Genomic DNA, 15,050 nt, shown 5'->3' on the forward strand with positions numbered 1-15,050 from the left:
TTTAGATGATGCGTTAGTCCTGAACCTAATTATGCTGTGTTTTTAGCCTATATTTAGCCTAAAAATAAATGTGTTATCAGCGAACAATGCTTATCGCTGACACTGTTTACTGCAAACATTAGGCTATTGAAAAGAATTAAACCATAAAAAGGATTACTCCGGCCCCTATCACGGTTATGACGGCTTCGCCATCTTCGCACGTGACATGGATTTGGCACTCAACAGCCCAACCTGGGGATTAATTGGCGCTCCTTGGAATGAAAAAGCTCAGGCTAAGAAGGCTGAAGCTAAGGCTAAGGCTGCCGTTTAGGGAAATGGGAGAGAGAGATAAGTAAGGATAACCTGGGGCTAGAACCCCAGGAGGGAGTTGGGAATCCAAAATTCAAAATTAAAAGATTAAAAATTAATTTTGATTTTTGCATTTTGAATTTTGAATCATATTCTCAATTCCCACTCCCGCCTCAAATCCTCATTCCTCGATTAGTAAAGAATTCAGTAAGCTTGGAGATCCAAAAATGCCTCAGAATCCTGAAAAAATTCAAGACCACGTAGAGTTATTCCATCAACCGGAGTACAAACAACTTTTTGAAAACAAAAAGCAGTTTGAAAATGCTCACGAAACCGAAGAAGTACAACGGGTTGCAGAGTGGACGAAGGGTTGGGATTATCGTGAAAAGAACTTCGCTCGTGAAGCTTTAACCGTCAACCCTGCTAAAGGTTGCCAACCATTGGGAGCAATCTTTGCTGCTGTTGGTTTTGAAGGTACTCTACCTTTTGTTCAAGGTTCTCAAGGTTGCGTCGCTTATTTCCGCACCCACTTAACCCGTCACTACAAAGAACCATTCTCTGGTGTATCTTCTTCAATGACTGAAGATGCAGCCGTGTTTGGTGGTCTGCAAAACATGATTGACGGCTTGGCGAACTCTTACCAACTCTACAAGCCCAAGATGATTGCTGTCTGCACCACCTGTATGGCAGAAGTAATTGGTGATGACTTACAGTCTTTCATCAACAACGCCAAGGAAGTTGGTTCAGTTCCTCAAAATTTCCCAGTACCCTACGCTCACACCCCTAGCTTTGTTGGTTCCCACATCACTGGTTATGACAACATGATGAAGGGAATTCTTTCTAACTTGACCGCAGGTCATAAGAAAGAAACTAGCAACGGTAAGATCAACTTCATCCCAGGTTTTGACACCTATGTAGGCAATAACCGGGAAATCAAACGGATTGCTTCCTTGTTCGGCTTTGACTACACCATTCTAGCTGACAACAGCGACTACCTGGATTCACCCAACACAGGTGAGTTCAATATGTACCCAGGTGGTACAAAGCTAGAAGATGCAGAAGATTCAATTAATGCTAAAGCTACAATTGCTCTGCAAGCACACTCCACCCTCAAAACCCGCGAGTACATTGAAAAAGAGTGGAAGCAACCAACCTCAGTTTTCCGTCCTTGGGGTATTAAGGGTACTGATGAGTTATTGATGAAACTCAGCGAACTGAGTGGTATCCCCATTCCCGAACAATTGGAAATTGAACGCGGTCAGGCAGTTGATGCCATGACTGACTCCCATTCATGGATTCACGGCAAGCGCTTCGCTATCTACGGCGAACCAGATTTAGTATACAGCGTAGTTAGCTTTATGCTAGAAATGGGTGCTGAACCTGTGCATATCTTGGTTCACAACAGCAACGAAGTGTTTGAAGCAGAAATGAAAGAACTGCTTGCTTCTAGCCCCTTCGGTAAAAATGCAACTGTTTGGCCTGGTAAAGATTTGTGGCACATGCGTTCTTTGCTGTTCACCGAACCAGTAGATTTCCTTGTTGGTAACACCTACGGTAAGTACCTGTGGCGCGACACCAAGATTCCCCTCGTGAGAATCGGCTACCCCATCATGGATCGCCACCACTTACACCGCTACGCCACCATTGGTTATCAAGGCGTGATCAACTTGCTCAACTGGACTGTAAACACCCTGTTTGAAGAAATCGATCGCAACACCAACATTCCTTCTAAGACAGATATTTCCTACGACTTGATTCGTTAGAAATTGCGTAGAAATACAGGTTACTAGGGACTAGGGACTGGGGACTGGGGACTAGGGACTGGGAACTGGGGACTGGCAATTAAAAAATAATCCCAATACCCAATACCAAATACCAAATACCCAGTACCCAGTATCCAATACCCAGTACCCAATTTAGCATTTACCCAAGGTGTCTATAAATGGAAACCATCAATCACACTCACACTCACGAACATACTCACACTCATCCTCATCCTAATTACCATCCACCCAACCAGAAAAAACGAGGGTGGTTCAACAATCTTCTTAATCCGTTGCGCCGTGTGGTGGATGGAATTCAGGTTAAACATAATCGCATCGCTCATCTAATTTGCCAAACAATTCCTTGTTGTTGTCCCTTTGAGCAACAAATTAAATTATTTGGACGGTCTATTAATATCCCAGCACTATGTAAACTCAATCCTTTATATGACGAATTTGTAGGATTGCGTTTCCGTGCTCTATCTTACCTCACAGATGTATGTGGAGAGGATGTCACAAAATACATTTGTTAGTCATTAGTCATTAGTCATTAGTCATTGGTCATTGGTCATTGGTCATTAGTCATTGGTCATTGGTCATTGGTCATTGGTCATTAGTCATTAGTCATTGGTCATTGGTCATTAGTTGTTAGTTATTCAAAGGACAAATGACAATTAACAAATGAAAAAGGACAAATGGCAAAGGACAATTAACGATTCAGTACAAGAAGAGAGATGAAAATCACCCAAGGCAAAATCAACGAACTGCTCACTGAAACAGGATGCGAGCATAATCAGCACAAACAATCCGAAAAGAAAAACAAGTCATGCGCTCAACAGGCACAACCTGGCGCGGCTCAAGGGGGCTGTGCCTTTGATGGTGCAATGATTGCCCTAGTGCCGATCGCAGATGCTGCTCATTTAGTCCACGGGCCTATAGCCTGTGCTGGTAATTCCTGGGGCAGTCGTGGTAGTCTGTCGTCTGGCCCGCAACTCTACAAAATGGGCTTTACCACTGACTTGGGTGAAAATGATGTCATCTTCGGTGGCGAAAAGAAACTCTACAAAGCGATTCTGGAACTTAAAGAGCGCTACCAACCCTCAGCAGTATTCGTTTACGCCACTTGTGTTACTGCCTTAATTGGTGATGATATGGATGCTGTCTGCAAAGCGGCGGCTGAGAAAATTGGTATTCCTGTTATTCCCGTCATTGCCCCAGGATTCATTGGCAGTAAAAATCTGGGCAACCGTTTTGGTGGTGAAGCTTTGTTGGAATATGTTGTCGGCACAGCAGAACCGGAACATACAACGCCCTATGATATTAACTTAATCGGTGAATACAACATCGCCGGGGAAATGTGGGGAGTAACACCACTATTAGAAAAGTTAGGCATCCGCATTTTGTCTAAAATTACGGGCGATGCTCGCTACGATGAAATTCGCTACGCCCACCGTGCCAAGCTCAACGTCATGATCTGCTCACGAGCGCTGCTCAATATGGCGAGAAAGATGGAGGAGCGTTACAACATCCCTTACATTGAAGAGTCTTTCTACGGCATCGATGATATGAATCGTTGTCTGCGAAATATTGCTGCTAAATTAGGCGACACTGATTTACAGGAGCGGACAGAAAAGCTGATTGCAGAAGAAATTGCTGCTTTAGATTTGGCATTGGCTCCTTATCGCGCTCGACTCAAAGGTAAGCGGGTTGTTTTGTATACTGGTGGTGTCAAGAGTTGGTCGATTATCTCAGCAGCTAGAGACTTGGGCATTGAAGTTGTTGCTACCAGTACTCGCAAAAGTACTGAGGAAGATAAAGCCAAAATCAAGAAGTTGCTTGGCAACGATGGCATCATGTTGGAGAAGGGCAACGCTAAGGAATTGCTACAAGTGGTTAAAGATACCAAAGCAGATATGCTGATTGCTGGTGGACGCAACCAATACACTGCTTTGAAAGCTCGAATTCCTTTCCTTGATATCAACCAAGAACGCCACCATCCTTATGCAGGTTATGTGGGAATGATTGAGATGGCGCGGGAATTGTACGAAGCTCTGTATAGCCCGATTTGGGAACAAATACGCAAGCCCGCTCCTTGGGACGAAGAGGTAGTTTAATGGCGATCGCAATGTTCCTAAATTCCTTGGTGACAACACCAAATTCTCATCTTTTTCTCTCTGTGTACTCTGCGTCCTCTGTGGTTCAAAAAAATCATTTTTCAACCGCAGAGGCGCAGAGAACGCAGAGTAAAGAGCTTCCAAATGAGGAGGTAGTTTAATGGCGATCGTTACCACTTCTAACAAAGCACTGACAGTTAATCCCCTCAAGCAAAGTCAAGCTTTGGGTGCAACCTTAGCCTTTTTAGGATTGAAAGGGACGATGCCCTTATTCCACGGTTCTCAAGGTTGTACTGCTTTCGCCAAAGTTGTCCTGGTGCGGCATTTCCGAGAAGCGATTCCCCTAGCCACCACAGCAATGACGGAAGTCACCACTATCTTGGGTGGTGAAGAAAATGTGGAAGAAGCAATTCTGACTCTGGTAGAAAAGGCTAACCCAGAAATTATTGGTTTATGTAGCACTGGGTTAACGGAAACCAGAGGCGATGACATCGAAGGATTTATTAAGGAAATCCGCGATCGCCATCCTGAATTGAATGATTTGGCGATCGTTTTTGCGCCTACCCCAGATTTTAAAGGGGCGTTGCAAGATGGCTTTGCTGTTGCTGTGGAAAGCATAGTTAAAGAAATTCCTCAACCAGGTGAACTCAGAACTGAACAGGTGACGATTTTGGCGGGTTCTGCCTTCACACCAGGGGATCTACAGGAAATCAAAGAGATAGTCACTTCCTTTGGATTAGTGCCGATCTTTGTACCTGACCTTGGCGCTTCCCTAGATGGACACTTAGAGGATAATTATAGTGCAGTTACAGTCAGTGGGACTACCTTAAAACAGCTACGAGAAGTAGGTAGTTCTGCTTTCACCCTAGCATTGGGTGAAAGTATGGGAGATGCTGCAAAGATTCTGGAAGAACGGTTTGGCACACCTTATGAGGTGTTTGGCGATCTGACTGGATTAGAACCAGTAGATGAATTTATCCAAGCATTGGCGTTTCTGAGTGGTAACAGCGTACCCGAAAAATACCGCCGCCAACGCTGTCAGTTGCAAGATGCAATGCTGGACACGCACTTTTACTTCGGTGCAAAACGAGTTTCCCTCGCGCTGGAACCAGATTTGTTGTGGTCAACAGTGCATTTTTTGCAATCGATGGGAGCGCAAATTCATGCGACGGTGACAACCACGCGATCGCACCTCTTGGAGAAACTCCCGGTTAAAAGTGTCACCATCGGTGATTTAGAAGACTTTGAGAGTCTTGCAGACGGTTCTGATTTGCTGATTGGTAACTCGAATGTCAGTGCGATCGCTAAACGACTCTCGATTCCTCTTTATCGTCTAGGATTGCCCATTTATGACCGCTTAGGTAATGGTCAATTTACCAAAGTTGGCTATCGAGGCACGATGGAACTTGTGTATGGCATCGGCAACCTGTTTTTAGAGCAAGAAGAGTCATTAGTCATTAGTCATTCGTCATTAGTAAGAAACAAATGACAAAGGACAAATGACCAAGGACAAATGACAAATGACAAAGGACAAATTACGATGAAGATTGCCTTTACGACGAGTGACGGAGTTCATATTAATACTCACTTTGGAGGCTCAGAACAAATTGATGTTTATGAAATTTCAGATGAAGGATATCAATTTGTAGAAAGTCTCAAATTTAATTATGAAATCCAAGAAGAGAATAATGAGGGTAAACTCGCACCAAAAATTGAAGCATTAACTGACTGCACAATTATTTATGTTTTCGCAATTGGCGGGAGCGCGGCTGCTCGGTTAATCAAGAAAGGTGTCACCCCAGTGAAGGCGCGATCGGAAGAGGACGAAATTAGCAAAGTACTAAACAAGCTAGTAAAAACCCTCAAAGGTAATCCTCCACCTTGGTTGCGTAAAGCTTTACAGCAAAAACCCAAAAATTTTGCCGATGAAGTTGAAAATGAAGCAACAGTATGACCACAAATAATAGTGTTAACGGAACTGCTACAACTGAAGTCTTGAACTCACCTTTTCTTAAGGTGTTAATTAAACAAATCCGTGGTCAAGACAGTTATGGAGTTTATCGTAGTTGGTCGGATGAGTTAATTCTCAAACCCTTTATTGTCACCAAACAAAAGAAACGGGAAATCTCCATTGAGGGTGAAGTCGATCCGATCACTCAAGCACGGATTATGGCATTTTTTCGAGCTGTAGCTGCTGGGATTGAACAAGAAACAGGTTTGATATCTCAGGTTGTGGTTGATTTGAGCCATGAAGGATTTGGCTGGGCGCTAGTTTTTTCTAGTCGTCTTTTGCTAACTGTAAAAACCTTGCGAGATGCTCATCGCTTTGGCTTTGACTCGCTAGATAAATTGGCAGAAGAGGGAGAAAACTACGTCAAAAAAGGCATTGATTTGGCGAAACGCTTTCCTGAAGTTGGCAAACTTTAATTAGTCATTAGTCATTAGTCATTAGTCATTAGTCATTAGTCATTGGTCACTTGTACTGAGCGTAGTCGAAGTATTGGTCATTGGTCACTAGTAAAAGACAAATGACTAATGACAAAGGACAAAAGACAAAAGACAAATGAAAAATGACAATTGAGGAAATACAAGGACAAATCAGACGGCTCAACAGCAAAGCAGGTCAAATGAAAATGGATCTGCATGATTTAGCCGAAGGTCTGCCAACAGATTACAAACAACTTATGGATGTTGCAGCTGCAACTTATGAAATCTATCGCCAGTTAGATGAACTTAAGCAACATTTGAAACAATTGGAGAATGCTAAATGACCTAAGAGGAAAAGGATACAACCCCCTAAAATTGTGGGGATTGTTAATTTTGAATTTTGAATTTTGAATTTTGAATTCGGAGCGAAGCGACGTGACTGGAACTATTGATGAATTCAAGAAGCTCGTAGATGCAGAAGAATTTTTTCAATTCTTTAATATGTCCTACGACTTAGAAGTTGTGAATGTAAATCGTCTACATATTTTGAAAAAGTTTTCTCAATACATCCAGGAAATTGATGAGAATTCTCCTGACTTGAGTCAAGAAGAGAAATTAAATCAATATTTTTTGGCTTTACAAAAAGCTTATCAGGTATTTATCGAATCAACACCCCACGAACAAAAGCTGTTCAAAGTGTTTAACGACAAGCCGAAAAATGTAGTCACACTGACAGAAATCACTTCTGATTAGGAGGTATAAATTGGTTAACCTAACGCCTACCGAATTAGAACGCTATCGTCGCCAAATGATGCTTCCGAACTTTGGCGAAACAGCACAAAAGCGCCTAAAGTCAGCGACAGTTCTGGTTACGGGTGTGGGGGGATTAGGTGGTACGGCGGCGCTTTACTTAGCAGTAGCAGGCGTTGGGCGGCTAATCTTAGTCCGGGGTGGTGACTTGCGGCTAGATGATATGAATCGTCAGGTTCTGATGACTGATGATTGGGTAGGTAAGCCAAGGGTATTCAAAGCTAAAGAAACTCTGGATGCGATTAATCCTGATGTCCAAGTGGAAGCTGTTCATGATTACATCACCCCGGAAAATGTAGATTCGTTAGTGCAATCTGCTGATATGGCTCTTGATTGCGCCCACAATTTTACAGAGCGGAATTTGTTAAATGAAGCCTGTGTGCGATCGCGTAAGCCAATGGTAGAAGCCGCAATGAATGGGATGGAGGCTTACCTGACAACGATTATTCCTGGTGTGACTCCTTGCTTGTCTTGTCTGTTTCCAGAAAAGCCTGATTGGGATCAGCGCGGCTTTTCAGTTTTAGGCGCTGTTTCTGGGACACTAGCTTGTCTAACAGCTTTGGAAGCTATCAAGCTGATCACCGGGTTTAGTCAGCCTCTATTGTCGCAATTGCTGACAATCGACTTAAATCGGATGGAATTTGCTAAACGCCGTTCTTACCGCGATCGCTCTTGTCCAGTATGCGGTAATAGTGCGCCTTGGAGACACGCTCAATCCAATTCGATAGAAGCCACAGGGATTGCACAAAATAGTCATTAGTCATTGGTTATTGGTCATTAGTAAATAACAACTGACAAAGGACAACCCACATCTGAAATCAGAACAACTAATCGCTACAAATCAGGAGACCTGATGACCGTTACTTTATCAGAAAAAGCAGAATTTCATCTGCAGGCATTGCTCCAAGGTTCCACACCCAACGCTAATGGCGCAACTAAAGGTATCCGCATCTCAGTAAAAGATGGTGGTTGCAGTGGCCATGAATATGCAATGGATATCACCAGCAAGCCCCAACCAGATGATTTGGTAAGCCAGCAAGGTAAAGTGCTGGTTTACGTTGATGCCAAAAGTGCGTCGTTATTAGAAGGAATTGTGGTTGACTTCGTTGAGGGAGTGATGGAAAGCGGTTTTAAGTTCATCAACCCCAATGCAACTGATAAATGCAGTGGTTGTGGAAAGTCCTCCAAAGCAGGCGACGGTAAGCCTACTGGTGTACCTTGCAGCTAACATCATTCCGTTAGTGCCAAGTCAATTGTAGAGGCTTCCCATAGACGCACTCCGCGCAGTTTTTCATAGATGCTTGAGGTGGCTTCTAGTTCGCGTTGCATCCCTTACTCCTATAGAGAAGCCGACTAAGCGTAGCATCTCCGTAAGTAGAAGGGAAGCAAAAAGTAGGATAGGTTGCTCAAAAACTTCAGAAATTACACCAACTGTATAACGTTTGAGGAGAATCAGAAAATGGCTTCCTACCAAGTTAGATTAATCAACAAAAAAGAAGACATCGACACCACAATTGAAGTTGACGAAGAAACCACCATCTTAGAAGCAGCAGAAGAAAATGGTATTGAGTTGCCCTTTTCATGTCATGCAGGCTCTTGCTCTAGCTGTGTTGGTAAAGTTGTCGAAGGTGAAGTTAATCAAGACGATCAAAACTTTTTAGATGACGATCAAGTTTCTAAAGGATACGCTCTACTTTGTGTAACTTATCCTCGTTCTAATTGCACAATTAAAACACATCAAGAAGCATATCTAGTCTAAATTATTACTTTGGTTGTTGACTTTTGAAACCAAATAAAAGATGAAGGATGAAGGATGAAATTATACTTCCTTCTTCCTTTCAAAATTCCTAATTTATAATTAAAATGTTTACCCGCTTTAGTGTTACTGGCTGTTCATTAGAATTATTAATAACGGTAGAGGTAGGAATCGTAACTTTTTGTAAAACTCAGGATAAAACAATATTGAAAACCCTTTTGTCAATGGGAATAGTAACAGGAACTCACATCACTTAAAAACAACACTTTCCTTCTTTAATTATCAAGGAAGGCAGTAGGCAGAGGGCAGTTCAAGAGTGGAGGAAAACTGCCCTCTACCTCCTGCCGCGACGCCTTGGGAGCAGGGGTTTAAGACCTCACCGTACGGCGCAAACAAAAAGGGAGCCAGTCTGATGGACGGGAACGCCTGCATAAAAGAACTGGCGGGAGGGGTCTGAATCCTCTCCCAATTGTTCCTTCTGCCTCCTGCCTCCTTCAACAATATTGAGAACATAGATTTTGTACTAGATTTATAAAGTGTTCGAGCCATTTATGTTCGCATTATTGATAATTCCATTAATTAACCTTTATGTATAGCCTTACTTGATTATTTATGAAAAATCAGATACCCGACTTTTTAAATAAGTCGGGTATCTATAATTTTCAATTCTGAAAAATCTACAATCTAATATGATTACTGTAATTATGCTTGACTACGCTCTTGCAATCTTTTAGTCACTAAATTATATAAATGCAATTTTATAGGAAAAATAGAGTGGCTTGTAAAGGAAGCCAACTCTATTTTTTAATCAACAGCAACTATCACATCTGATGATTTAATTACAGCATAAGCCTGCTTACCTTCTGCAAGTGATAGCTTTTCTGCTGATGATTTTGTGATGATTGACACTAGCTCTACTCCTGGCCCTAGTTCCAAAGTTATCTCAGTATTAACTGAACCATGTACAACTTTTTTGACAGTACCCTTAAGAGAATTACGAGCGCTAATTTCCATGTTTTTAATTCGCTAAATTGAACTATTTATACTTTAGTAAGTTAGCAAGTTTTTATTTTAAAACTAGCTTTTTTTAAGATATCTTAATAATTTTGAAATAATTCTCATTTACTTAACAGTAGTATCTCTGCTTGACGAGCATTACACAAATGGGTGAGGCGGTCATTTGCTGCAAAAAGTAAGATAAAAATTAAAAAAAACTAATTATTGATGGATATTATCATCAATTTAATCTAGCTATCTAGTTATGTATAAACACTGAGGTTATAAAAAAAATACGTTTTTATAATAACTAGACTAAAAAGAGGTTTATATTGTGCAGGATCGACTTAATACAACAAGACAAAATCTATTTTTTGAACACTTGAGTCCAGGTGTAGGCTTAGGATTTCCTGTTCCTAAAGACTGGTTGCCAATAACAAGTTTTCCTTTACTAATCATAGTAGGTATGACTGGGGTGGGAAAAAGTACAATTACAAAAGCTTTGGTTGAAGAAGGCTTGGATTTTATACTTTTACCTAATCGTCGTGTTTTAACCGAACGCATAATAATTGCGCCAATGTTAAAAATACAAGAGAAACTTATGCAATCCCATTGCCGGATCAAACGCCTAACTTATACTCGCCTTTATCGAGAATACTTCCCTGGTGGAATGGGTCATATTTTAGCTTCGCTACACATCAATCCGCAACAAGTCAACTCTATGTTAGTTTTCGATAGTTTGCGTGGTGAAAATGAAGTTCGCTATGCAGCTAAGGCTTTAAAAAATGCTAAATTTGTAATGTTAACTGCACCAAATACAGTGCGTTTAGAAAGACTTTTGAAACGTCATGATTCTTTCGATTGGATTGCTAATCAAGAGTTAGACGATCCTATGCAAATTATCCCAGGAGTATTGACCAATTTTGCTAGTTTGGGCGTACCAGAGGCTTCTGCTTATTTTACTCCTGAAGAACAACAAGAAATCTTAGAACTTGTAAAAAAACGAGTTGTTACAGGTGTAGAATTGCGGGACAAACTAAAAATATTTGTCGAAGAGAGTCAGAACTATGATTCGGTTCCGACAAAACAGATTTTAGAGGCGATGGATACGAGCGATCGCTCTCTTATAATCGATACTATAGCCAGTCCCCAAGAATCAGCCAAAGCAATTATTTGTCAATTATGCAAATATGGTGATATTAAAACTAACAAGTAAGCATAATTGGTAACAATTAGCACAAGGGAACGGTTAATGTCGCTATCTAAATTTGCAATTGTAGAAAGCACTCTCCGTGAAGGCGAACAATTTGTCAAAGCCAATTTTTCTTCAGACGATAAAGTCGAAATTGCTGAAGCTCTTGCTGCATTTGGAGTGGAATATATAGAGTTAACATCACCAATTGCTTCACCTCAGTCTAGAGGAGACTGCGAAAGATTGGCTCAATTAGGCTTGCCATCCAAAATATTAACTCACATTCGCTGTCACTTAGAAGATGCTAAAGTTGCCTTAGCGACAGGCGTAGCTGGGATTAATTTAACTATCGGTAGTTCTTCTTTAATGCGTCAGTTCAGTCATGGTAAAAATATTAATCAAATTATTGATTTAGCATCTGAAGTTTTAACTTTTATTCATCAACAAGCTCCCGATATTGAGTTACGGTTTTCGGCTGAGGATTCGTCACGCACTTCCATAGAAGATTTAATCACAATTTACTCGGCAATTGAGAAATTAGGATTTGTCAAACGCATAGGAATTGCTGATACAGTAGGAATTATTACGCCGATGCAAGTATTTGAATTAGTGAAGACTTTACGCCAGTTCACTAATTTAGATATTGAGTTTCACGGTCATAATGATACAGAATGTGCAAATGCTAACAGCTATACAGCACTGGAAGCGGGAGCAACTCATATTGACACTTGTGTTCTAGGAATTGGTGAACGCAATGGTATTACCTCACTAGCTGGATTCATCGCTAGGTTATATGCTACAAATCCAGAGCAGGTTAAGTCTAAATATAACTTAGATCGACTTGGTTACTTGCATGAAGTAGTTGCGAGAAAAGTTGGAATTCCTATTCCTTTTAATCACTGTCTTTTTGGGGAGAGTGCTTTTAGTCATAAAGCTGGCATTCATACTAAGGCTATGCTCAATAACTCGGAGACTTATGAAGCTATTAATCCCCGAAGTTTTGGTGTAACGCGCTCAATTTTAATCAATCATAAATTGGCTGGAAAACAGGCAGTTAATCACCGAGCTAATGAATTAGGACTTTCATTTAATTTATCCCAGCTTAAAGATATTACCAATATGTTAAAAATTTTAGCTGATAAACAAAGTCTTACTATCGAAGATGTAGACAAGATTTTATATTTTTATCATTGCCAGTAAATTTAAAAATCTACACACTTACTGCTTAAATTTCCGACTTCTTGAAGAAATCGGGGATTTAAATTCACCTTTATGACACATCTGCTACTAATCTATTTTATCAAACAAAACTGTAAAAATGACTGCTTTTCTATTGTTTTTCAAGCTTTTTTAAGAAAAATATCAGGCGATATTTATAAATGATTAATAATTTAAACTTATAAAACTGATAGCATATATGTAAGCTTAAATAATTTAGATAATATTTTTTAAATAATGGTGGGTATTGCTCACCATTCTGTTTGCCAAGCAAATTTATATTAGTAAATTGGCAGAAATAAAGTTAACTAAGGAATACTGATGAATCAAACAAACTGTCAAAATTTGAGTGAAGCAACAACCCAATGGCTAATAGCAAAAAGCTATAATCCTGGTGATTTAAATCAGCCGAGTGAAAATGGTGATACCGCTTTGATGAAAGCGACAAGAGAGGGAGTTTATACGGTCGTAAAAGAATTAATTGATGCTGGTGCGGATATCAATGCTCGAAATAGCGATCGCAACAATGCTTTGTGGTTTGCTTGTTTTGGTAATCACTACGATTTAATTAATTTACTTTTGGCTGGCAACATCAATATTGATAACCAAAATGATAATGGTGCAACTGTTTTAATGTACGCAGCATCAGCCGGAAAGACAGAAGTCGTCAAGTTACTTTTACAATATCAGCCTAATTTATATTTAAAAAACTTAGACGATTATAAAGCGATAGATTTTGCTAGTAACGTAGAAGTCTTAAGGATAATTAAAAATGCCATCAAGTCAGATATCGGGCAAAGCCTATCATGACGCTACCAAGCATTCTTATTTATCGGTACAACTTGACCCAAATTATGTAGATGCTTCAACACAGCCATCTTCATTTAAAGTTTATCCCAAGTTTTATCGGAGAGTGAAATTAAATCTCAATAATCCTGTTCATGCTTTTATCTCATTAACCAGTGCGATAACACTGGAAAAAGTATATAAAGATGGCCCATTAAAACTACGAGTGAATCCATCAGCAGGCGCTTTGTATCCTACAGAAGTTTACGTACAGGTTCGCGGTATTGAGGGAATAGTAAATGGTATATACCATCTAGAAGTTGAGAATAATTGTCTAACTCTCATCTATGAATTAATTGATGATGGGTTAGAGAGTTATATTATACCGGGTAAAAGTATCAACGGATTCATCTTTTTAATTAGTTGTGTTTATTATAGGTCTAGCTGGAAATATCAAAACAGGAGCATAAGATATTGCTTCTTAGATAGCGGACATCATTTAGGTGCGATCGCAGCTTCAGCTTATCTCTACAACCGAGATATACAACTAATTTTTGACTTTGATAAACTTACCCTCAATTTTGATTTGGGATTTGAGAATAAAGAGTTGATCGTTGCTTGTGCGGTGTCAGGAGAAGTACAAGACAAGAAAATCAGACGCTTAAGGCTGAAAGTTCCTTTTGTTTGTGGTACTGATTATTTTGAAGCCAATCAATTTATTGAAGATGCCTATCAAGCAACGACTCTAGAAAAGAGTCGTCAGCAAAAATTAGAGTATCCTCAATTTGATTTCGATCGGGATAAATTTTATCAAACTGTTTGGGATAGACGTTCTATTAGACGTTTCCGGAAAGAGGCTATTTCTCAAGAAGATTATTTATATGTAGTGCAACAACTTCAGCAGTCAATACCAACAGAAAATTATGAGGAAATAGAAATTTACTCAGTGGTGCATCGAGTAGAGGGAATGACACCTGGGTTATATAAAGGTACACATCTGGTTAAAACGGGTAATTTTAGTGAAAAGACAGGTTATTTATGTATTAATCAGGCTATTGCAAGGGATGGCGCTGTAACTTTATTTTTTGTATCAGATTATTTAAATTATCAAACTGCTATGCAAATAGCTGGTTTTCTCGGACAGAGACTTTATTTAACTAGTAATTATTTGGGAATTCAGTGTAGTGGGATTGGGGCTTATTATGATGACGAAACCCAAGAATTATTAGAAACAAATAAAGATGTACTTTATGGAATGGTGATTGGAATATAAACAGGAAGCTCAACGACATGGCTAGAAAGATGTATTACTTAAATGGTGATGATTCACATCCTATACAACCGACATCTGCGGATATTATACTGCGGCAACAACTAGAGGATTCTATTAGCAAATACTTTTATGATGCGTGCGATCGCACGATTCAAAGTCTGCTATCTGATTGTCGGTGGTATGTCACAACCCATGCCAATGCTCTAACATTGGTAATTGAATGTCCCGATACAGTTACTAATTGGCGTATTTTACAAAAAATTGTGCCAATGGGGACATTGCTATATGGAATTGTTAACAGTGCTAAAATCCGTGTTTGTCCGCCAGAAAGTCAAGGCATACCTTTTGAAATGAGGGTAGATGAACTTTCTGTTTATCGAGATTGGGCGTAATTCGATTTTAGATTTTGGATTGTTAATTAAAAGTT

Annotated in this window: 17 protein-coding genes and 1 pseudogene; 17 read left to right on the plus strand and 1 reads right to left on the minus strand. The window is 40.0% G+C overall.

From position 1 onward, the window contains the following. Window positions 1-142: 142 nt before the first annotated feature. From V7K41_RS32905 to V7K41_RS15845, 12 genes and pseudogenes are all read left to right on the plus strand, one after another. A pseudogene (locus V7K41_RS32905) lies at window positions 143-310 on the plus strand (nitrogenase molybdenum-iron protein alpha chain); the annotation flags it as partial. 205 nt (window positions 311-515) lie between these two features. Beyond that, window positions 516-2,051, plus strand: coding sequence for a nitrogenase molybdenum-iron protein subunit beta (nifK, locus tag V7K41_RS15795; RefSeq protein ID WP_334849583.1), 1,536 nt, complete (start codon window positions 516-518; stop codon window positions 2,049-2,051). Between the two features lie 179 nt (window positions 2,052-2,230). After that, entirely contained in the window at window positions 2,231-2,584 is a 354-nt protein-coding gene (locus V7K41_RS15800) for a Mo-dependent nitrogenase C-terminal domain-containing protein (RefSeq protein ID WP_334849585.1), read from the plus strand. A 201-nt stretch (window positions 2,585-2,785) separates the two neighbouring features. Continuing rightward, window positions 2,786-4,165 (plus strand): nitrogenase iron-molybdenum cofactor biosynthesis protein NifE, encoded by a 1,380-nt coding sequence (gene nifE, locus V7K41_RS15805; RefSeq protein ID WP_334849587.1) that lies wholly within the window; start codon window positions 2,786-2,788, stop codon window positions 4,163-4,165. A 160-nt stretch (window positions 4,166-4,325) separates the two neighbouring features. Beyond that, on the plus strand, window positions 4,326-5,654 hold the full coding sequence (gene nifN, locus V7K41_RS15810; RefSeq protein WP_334849589.1) for a nitrogenase iron-molybdenum cofactor biosynthesis protein NifN: 1,329 nt from the start codon (window positions 4,326-4,328) through the stop codon (window positions 5,652-5,654). Window positions 5,655-5,705: 51 nt separating this feature from the next. Beyond that, window positions 5,706-6,119: a nitrogen fixation protein NifX gene (nifX, locus tag V7K41_RS15815; protein ID WP_334849617.1), complete on the plus strand. Its 414-nt coding sequence runs from the start codon at window positions 5,706-5,708 to the stop codon at window positions 6,117-6,119. Continuing rightward, window positions 6,116-6,592 carry a NifX-associated nitrogen fixation protein gene (locus V7K41_RS15820; protein WP_334849591.1) on the plus strand — a complete coding sequence of 159 codons (477 nt, stop codon included), beginning with the start codon at window positions 6,116-6,118 and terminating at the stop codon, window positions 6,590-6,592. The genes nifX and V7K41_RS15820 overlap by 4 nt, the downstream gene beginning before the upstream one ends. Window positions 6,593-6,735: 143 nt before the next feature. Further along, entirely contained in the window at window positions 6,736-6,936 is a 201-nt protein-coding gene (locus tag V7K41_RS15825) for a CCE_0567 family metalloprotein (RefSeq protein WP_334849593.1), read from the plus strand. A gap of 91 nt (window positions 6,937-7,027) precedes the next feature. After that, entirely contained in the window at window positions 7,028-7,345 is a 318-nt protein-coding gene (gene nifW / locus V7K41_RS15830) for a nitrogenase-stabilizing/protective protein NifW (protein ID WP_334849595.1), read from the plus strand. Between the two features lie 10 nt (window positions 7,346-7,355). Continuing rightward, the gene (locus V7K41_RS15835; RefSeq protein ID WP_334849596.1) at window positions 7,356-8,162 is read left to right on the plus strand and encodes a HesA/MoeB/ThiF family protein; all 807 of its coding nucleotides are present in this window, start codon (window positions 7,356-7,358) and stop codon (window positions 8,160-8,162) included. 93 nt (window positions 8,163-8,255) lie between these two features. Then, the gene (locus tag V7K41_RS15840; protein ID WP_334849597.1) at window positions 8,256-8,630 is read left to right on the plus strand and encodes a HesB/IscA family protein; all 375 of its coding nucleotides are present in this window, start codon (window positions 8,256-8,258) and stop codon (window positions 8,628-8,630) included. A gap of 231 nt (window positions 8,631-8,861) precedes the next feature. Next, window positions 8,862-9,161, plus strand: coding sequence for a 2Fe-2S iron-sulfur cluster-binding protein (locus V7K41_RS15845; RefSeq protein WP_069069799.1), 300 nt, complete (start codon window positions 8,862-8,864; stop codon window positions 9,159-9,161). 801 nt (window positions 9,162-9,962) lie between these two features. Here the strand turns inward: V7K41_RS15845 and V7K41_RS15850 are convergent. Beyond that, entirely contained in the window at window positions 9,963-10,172 is a 210-nt protein-coding gene (locus tag V7K41_RS15850; protein WP_334849599.1) for a TOBE domain-containing protein, read from the minus strand. Window positions 10,173-10,488: 316 nt separating this feature from the next. On the opposite strand from V7K41_RS15850, the gene V7K41_RS15855 reads away from it, so the two are divergent. From V7K41_RS15855 to V7K41_RS15875, 5 genes are all read left to right on the plus strand, one after another. Then, window positions 10,489-11,370, plus strand: a complete 882-nt coding sequence (locus V7K41_RS15855) for an AAA family ATPase (protein ID WP_334849601.1) — start codon at window positions 10,489-10,491, stop codon at window positions 11,368-11,370. A gap of 36 nt (window positions 11,371-11,406) precedes the next feature. Then, window positions 11,407-12,546: a homocitrate synthase gene (locus V7K41_RS15860; protein ID WP_334849603.1), complete on the plus strand. Its 1,140-nt coding sequence runs from the start codon at window positions 11,407-11,409 to the stop codon at window positions 12,544-12,546. Between the two features lie 339 nt (window positions 12,547-12,885). Then, on the plus strand, window positions 12,886-13,374 hold the full coding sequence (locus V7K41_RS15865) for an ankyrin repeat domain-containing protein (RefSeq protein WP_334849605.1): 489 nt from the start codon (window positions 12,886-12,888) through the stop codon (window positions 13,372-13,374). Beyond that, entirely contained in the window at window positions 13,337-14,623 is a 1,287-nt protein-coding gene (locus V7K41_RS15870) for a SagB/ThcOx family dehydrogenase (RefSeq protein WP_334849606.1), read from the plus strand. Before V7K41_RS15865 ends, V7K41_RS15870 begins: the two co-directional genes overlap by 38 nt. A 17-nt stretch (window positions 14,624-14,640) precedes the next feature. Then, a complete protein-coding gene (locus V7K41_RS15875; RefSeq protein WP_334849608.1) occupies window positions 14,641-15,015 on the plus strand; it encodes a hypothetical protein in 375 nt (124 codons plus the stop codon). The last annotated feature ends 35 nt before the right edge of the window (window positions 15,016-15,050 follow it).

This window comes from Nostoc sp. (genome assembly GCF_036917415.1).
Classification (GTDB): domain Bacteria; phylum Cyanobacteriota; class Cyanobacteriia; order Cyanobacteriales; family Nostocaceae; genus Nostoc.

Coding starts and splice junctions, on each gene's coding strand:
- nifK (WP_334849583.1), top strand. CDS start 516: ATGCCTCAGAATCCTGAAAAAATTCAAGACCACGTAGAGTTATTCCAT.
- V7K41_RS15800 (WP_334849585.1), top strand. CDS start 2,231: ATGGAAACCATCAATCACACTCACACTCACGAACATACTCACACTCAT.
- nifE (WP_334849587.1), top strand. CDS start 2,786: ATGAAAATCACCCAAGGCAAAATCAACGAACTGCTCACTGAAACAGGA.
- nifN (WP_334849589.1), top strand. CDS start 4,326: ATGGCGATCGTTACCACTTCTAACAAAGCACTGACAGTTAATCCCCTC.
- nifX (WP_334849617.1), top strand. CDS start 5,706: ATGAAGATTGCCTTTACGACGAGTGACGGAGTTCATATTAATACTCAC.
- V7K41_RS15820 (WP_334849591.1), top strand. CDS start 6,116: ATGACCACAAATAATAGTGTTAACGGAACTGCTACAACTGAAGTCTTG.
- V7K41_RS15825 (WP_334849593.1), top strand. CDS start 6,736: ATGACAATTGAGGAAATACAAGGACAAATCAGACGGCTCAACAGCAAA.
- V7K41_RS15840 (WP_334849597.1), top strand. CDS start 8,256: ATGACCGTTACTTTATCAGAAAAAGCAGAATTTCATCTGCAGGCATTG.
- V7K41_RS15845 (WP_069069799.1), top strand. CDS start 8,862: ATGGCTTCCTACCAAGTTAGATTAATCAACAAAAAAGAAGACATCGAC.
- V7K41_RS15850 (WP_334849599.1), bottom strand. CDS start 10,172: ATGGAAATTAGCGCTCGTAATTCTCTTAAGGGTACTGTCAAAAAAGTT.
- V7K41_RS15860 (WP_334849603.1), top strand. CDS start 11,407: ATGTCGCTATCTAAATTTGCAATTGTAGAAAGCACTCTCCGTGAAGGC.
- V7K41_RS15865 (WP_334849605.1), top strand. CDS start 12,886: ATGAATCAAACAAACTGTCAAAATTTGAGTGAAGCAACAACCCAATGG.
- V7K41_RS15870 (WP_334849606.1), top strand. CDS start 13,337: ATGCCATCAAGTCAGATATCGGGCAAAGCCTATCATGACGCTACCAAG.
- V7K41_RS15875 (WP_334849608.1), top strand. CDS start 14,641: ATGGCTAGAAAGATGTATTACTTAAATGGTGATGATTCACATCCTATA.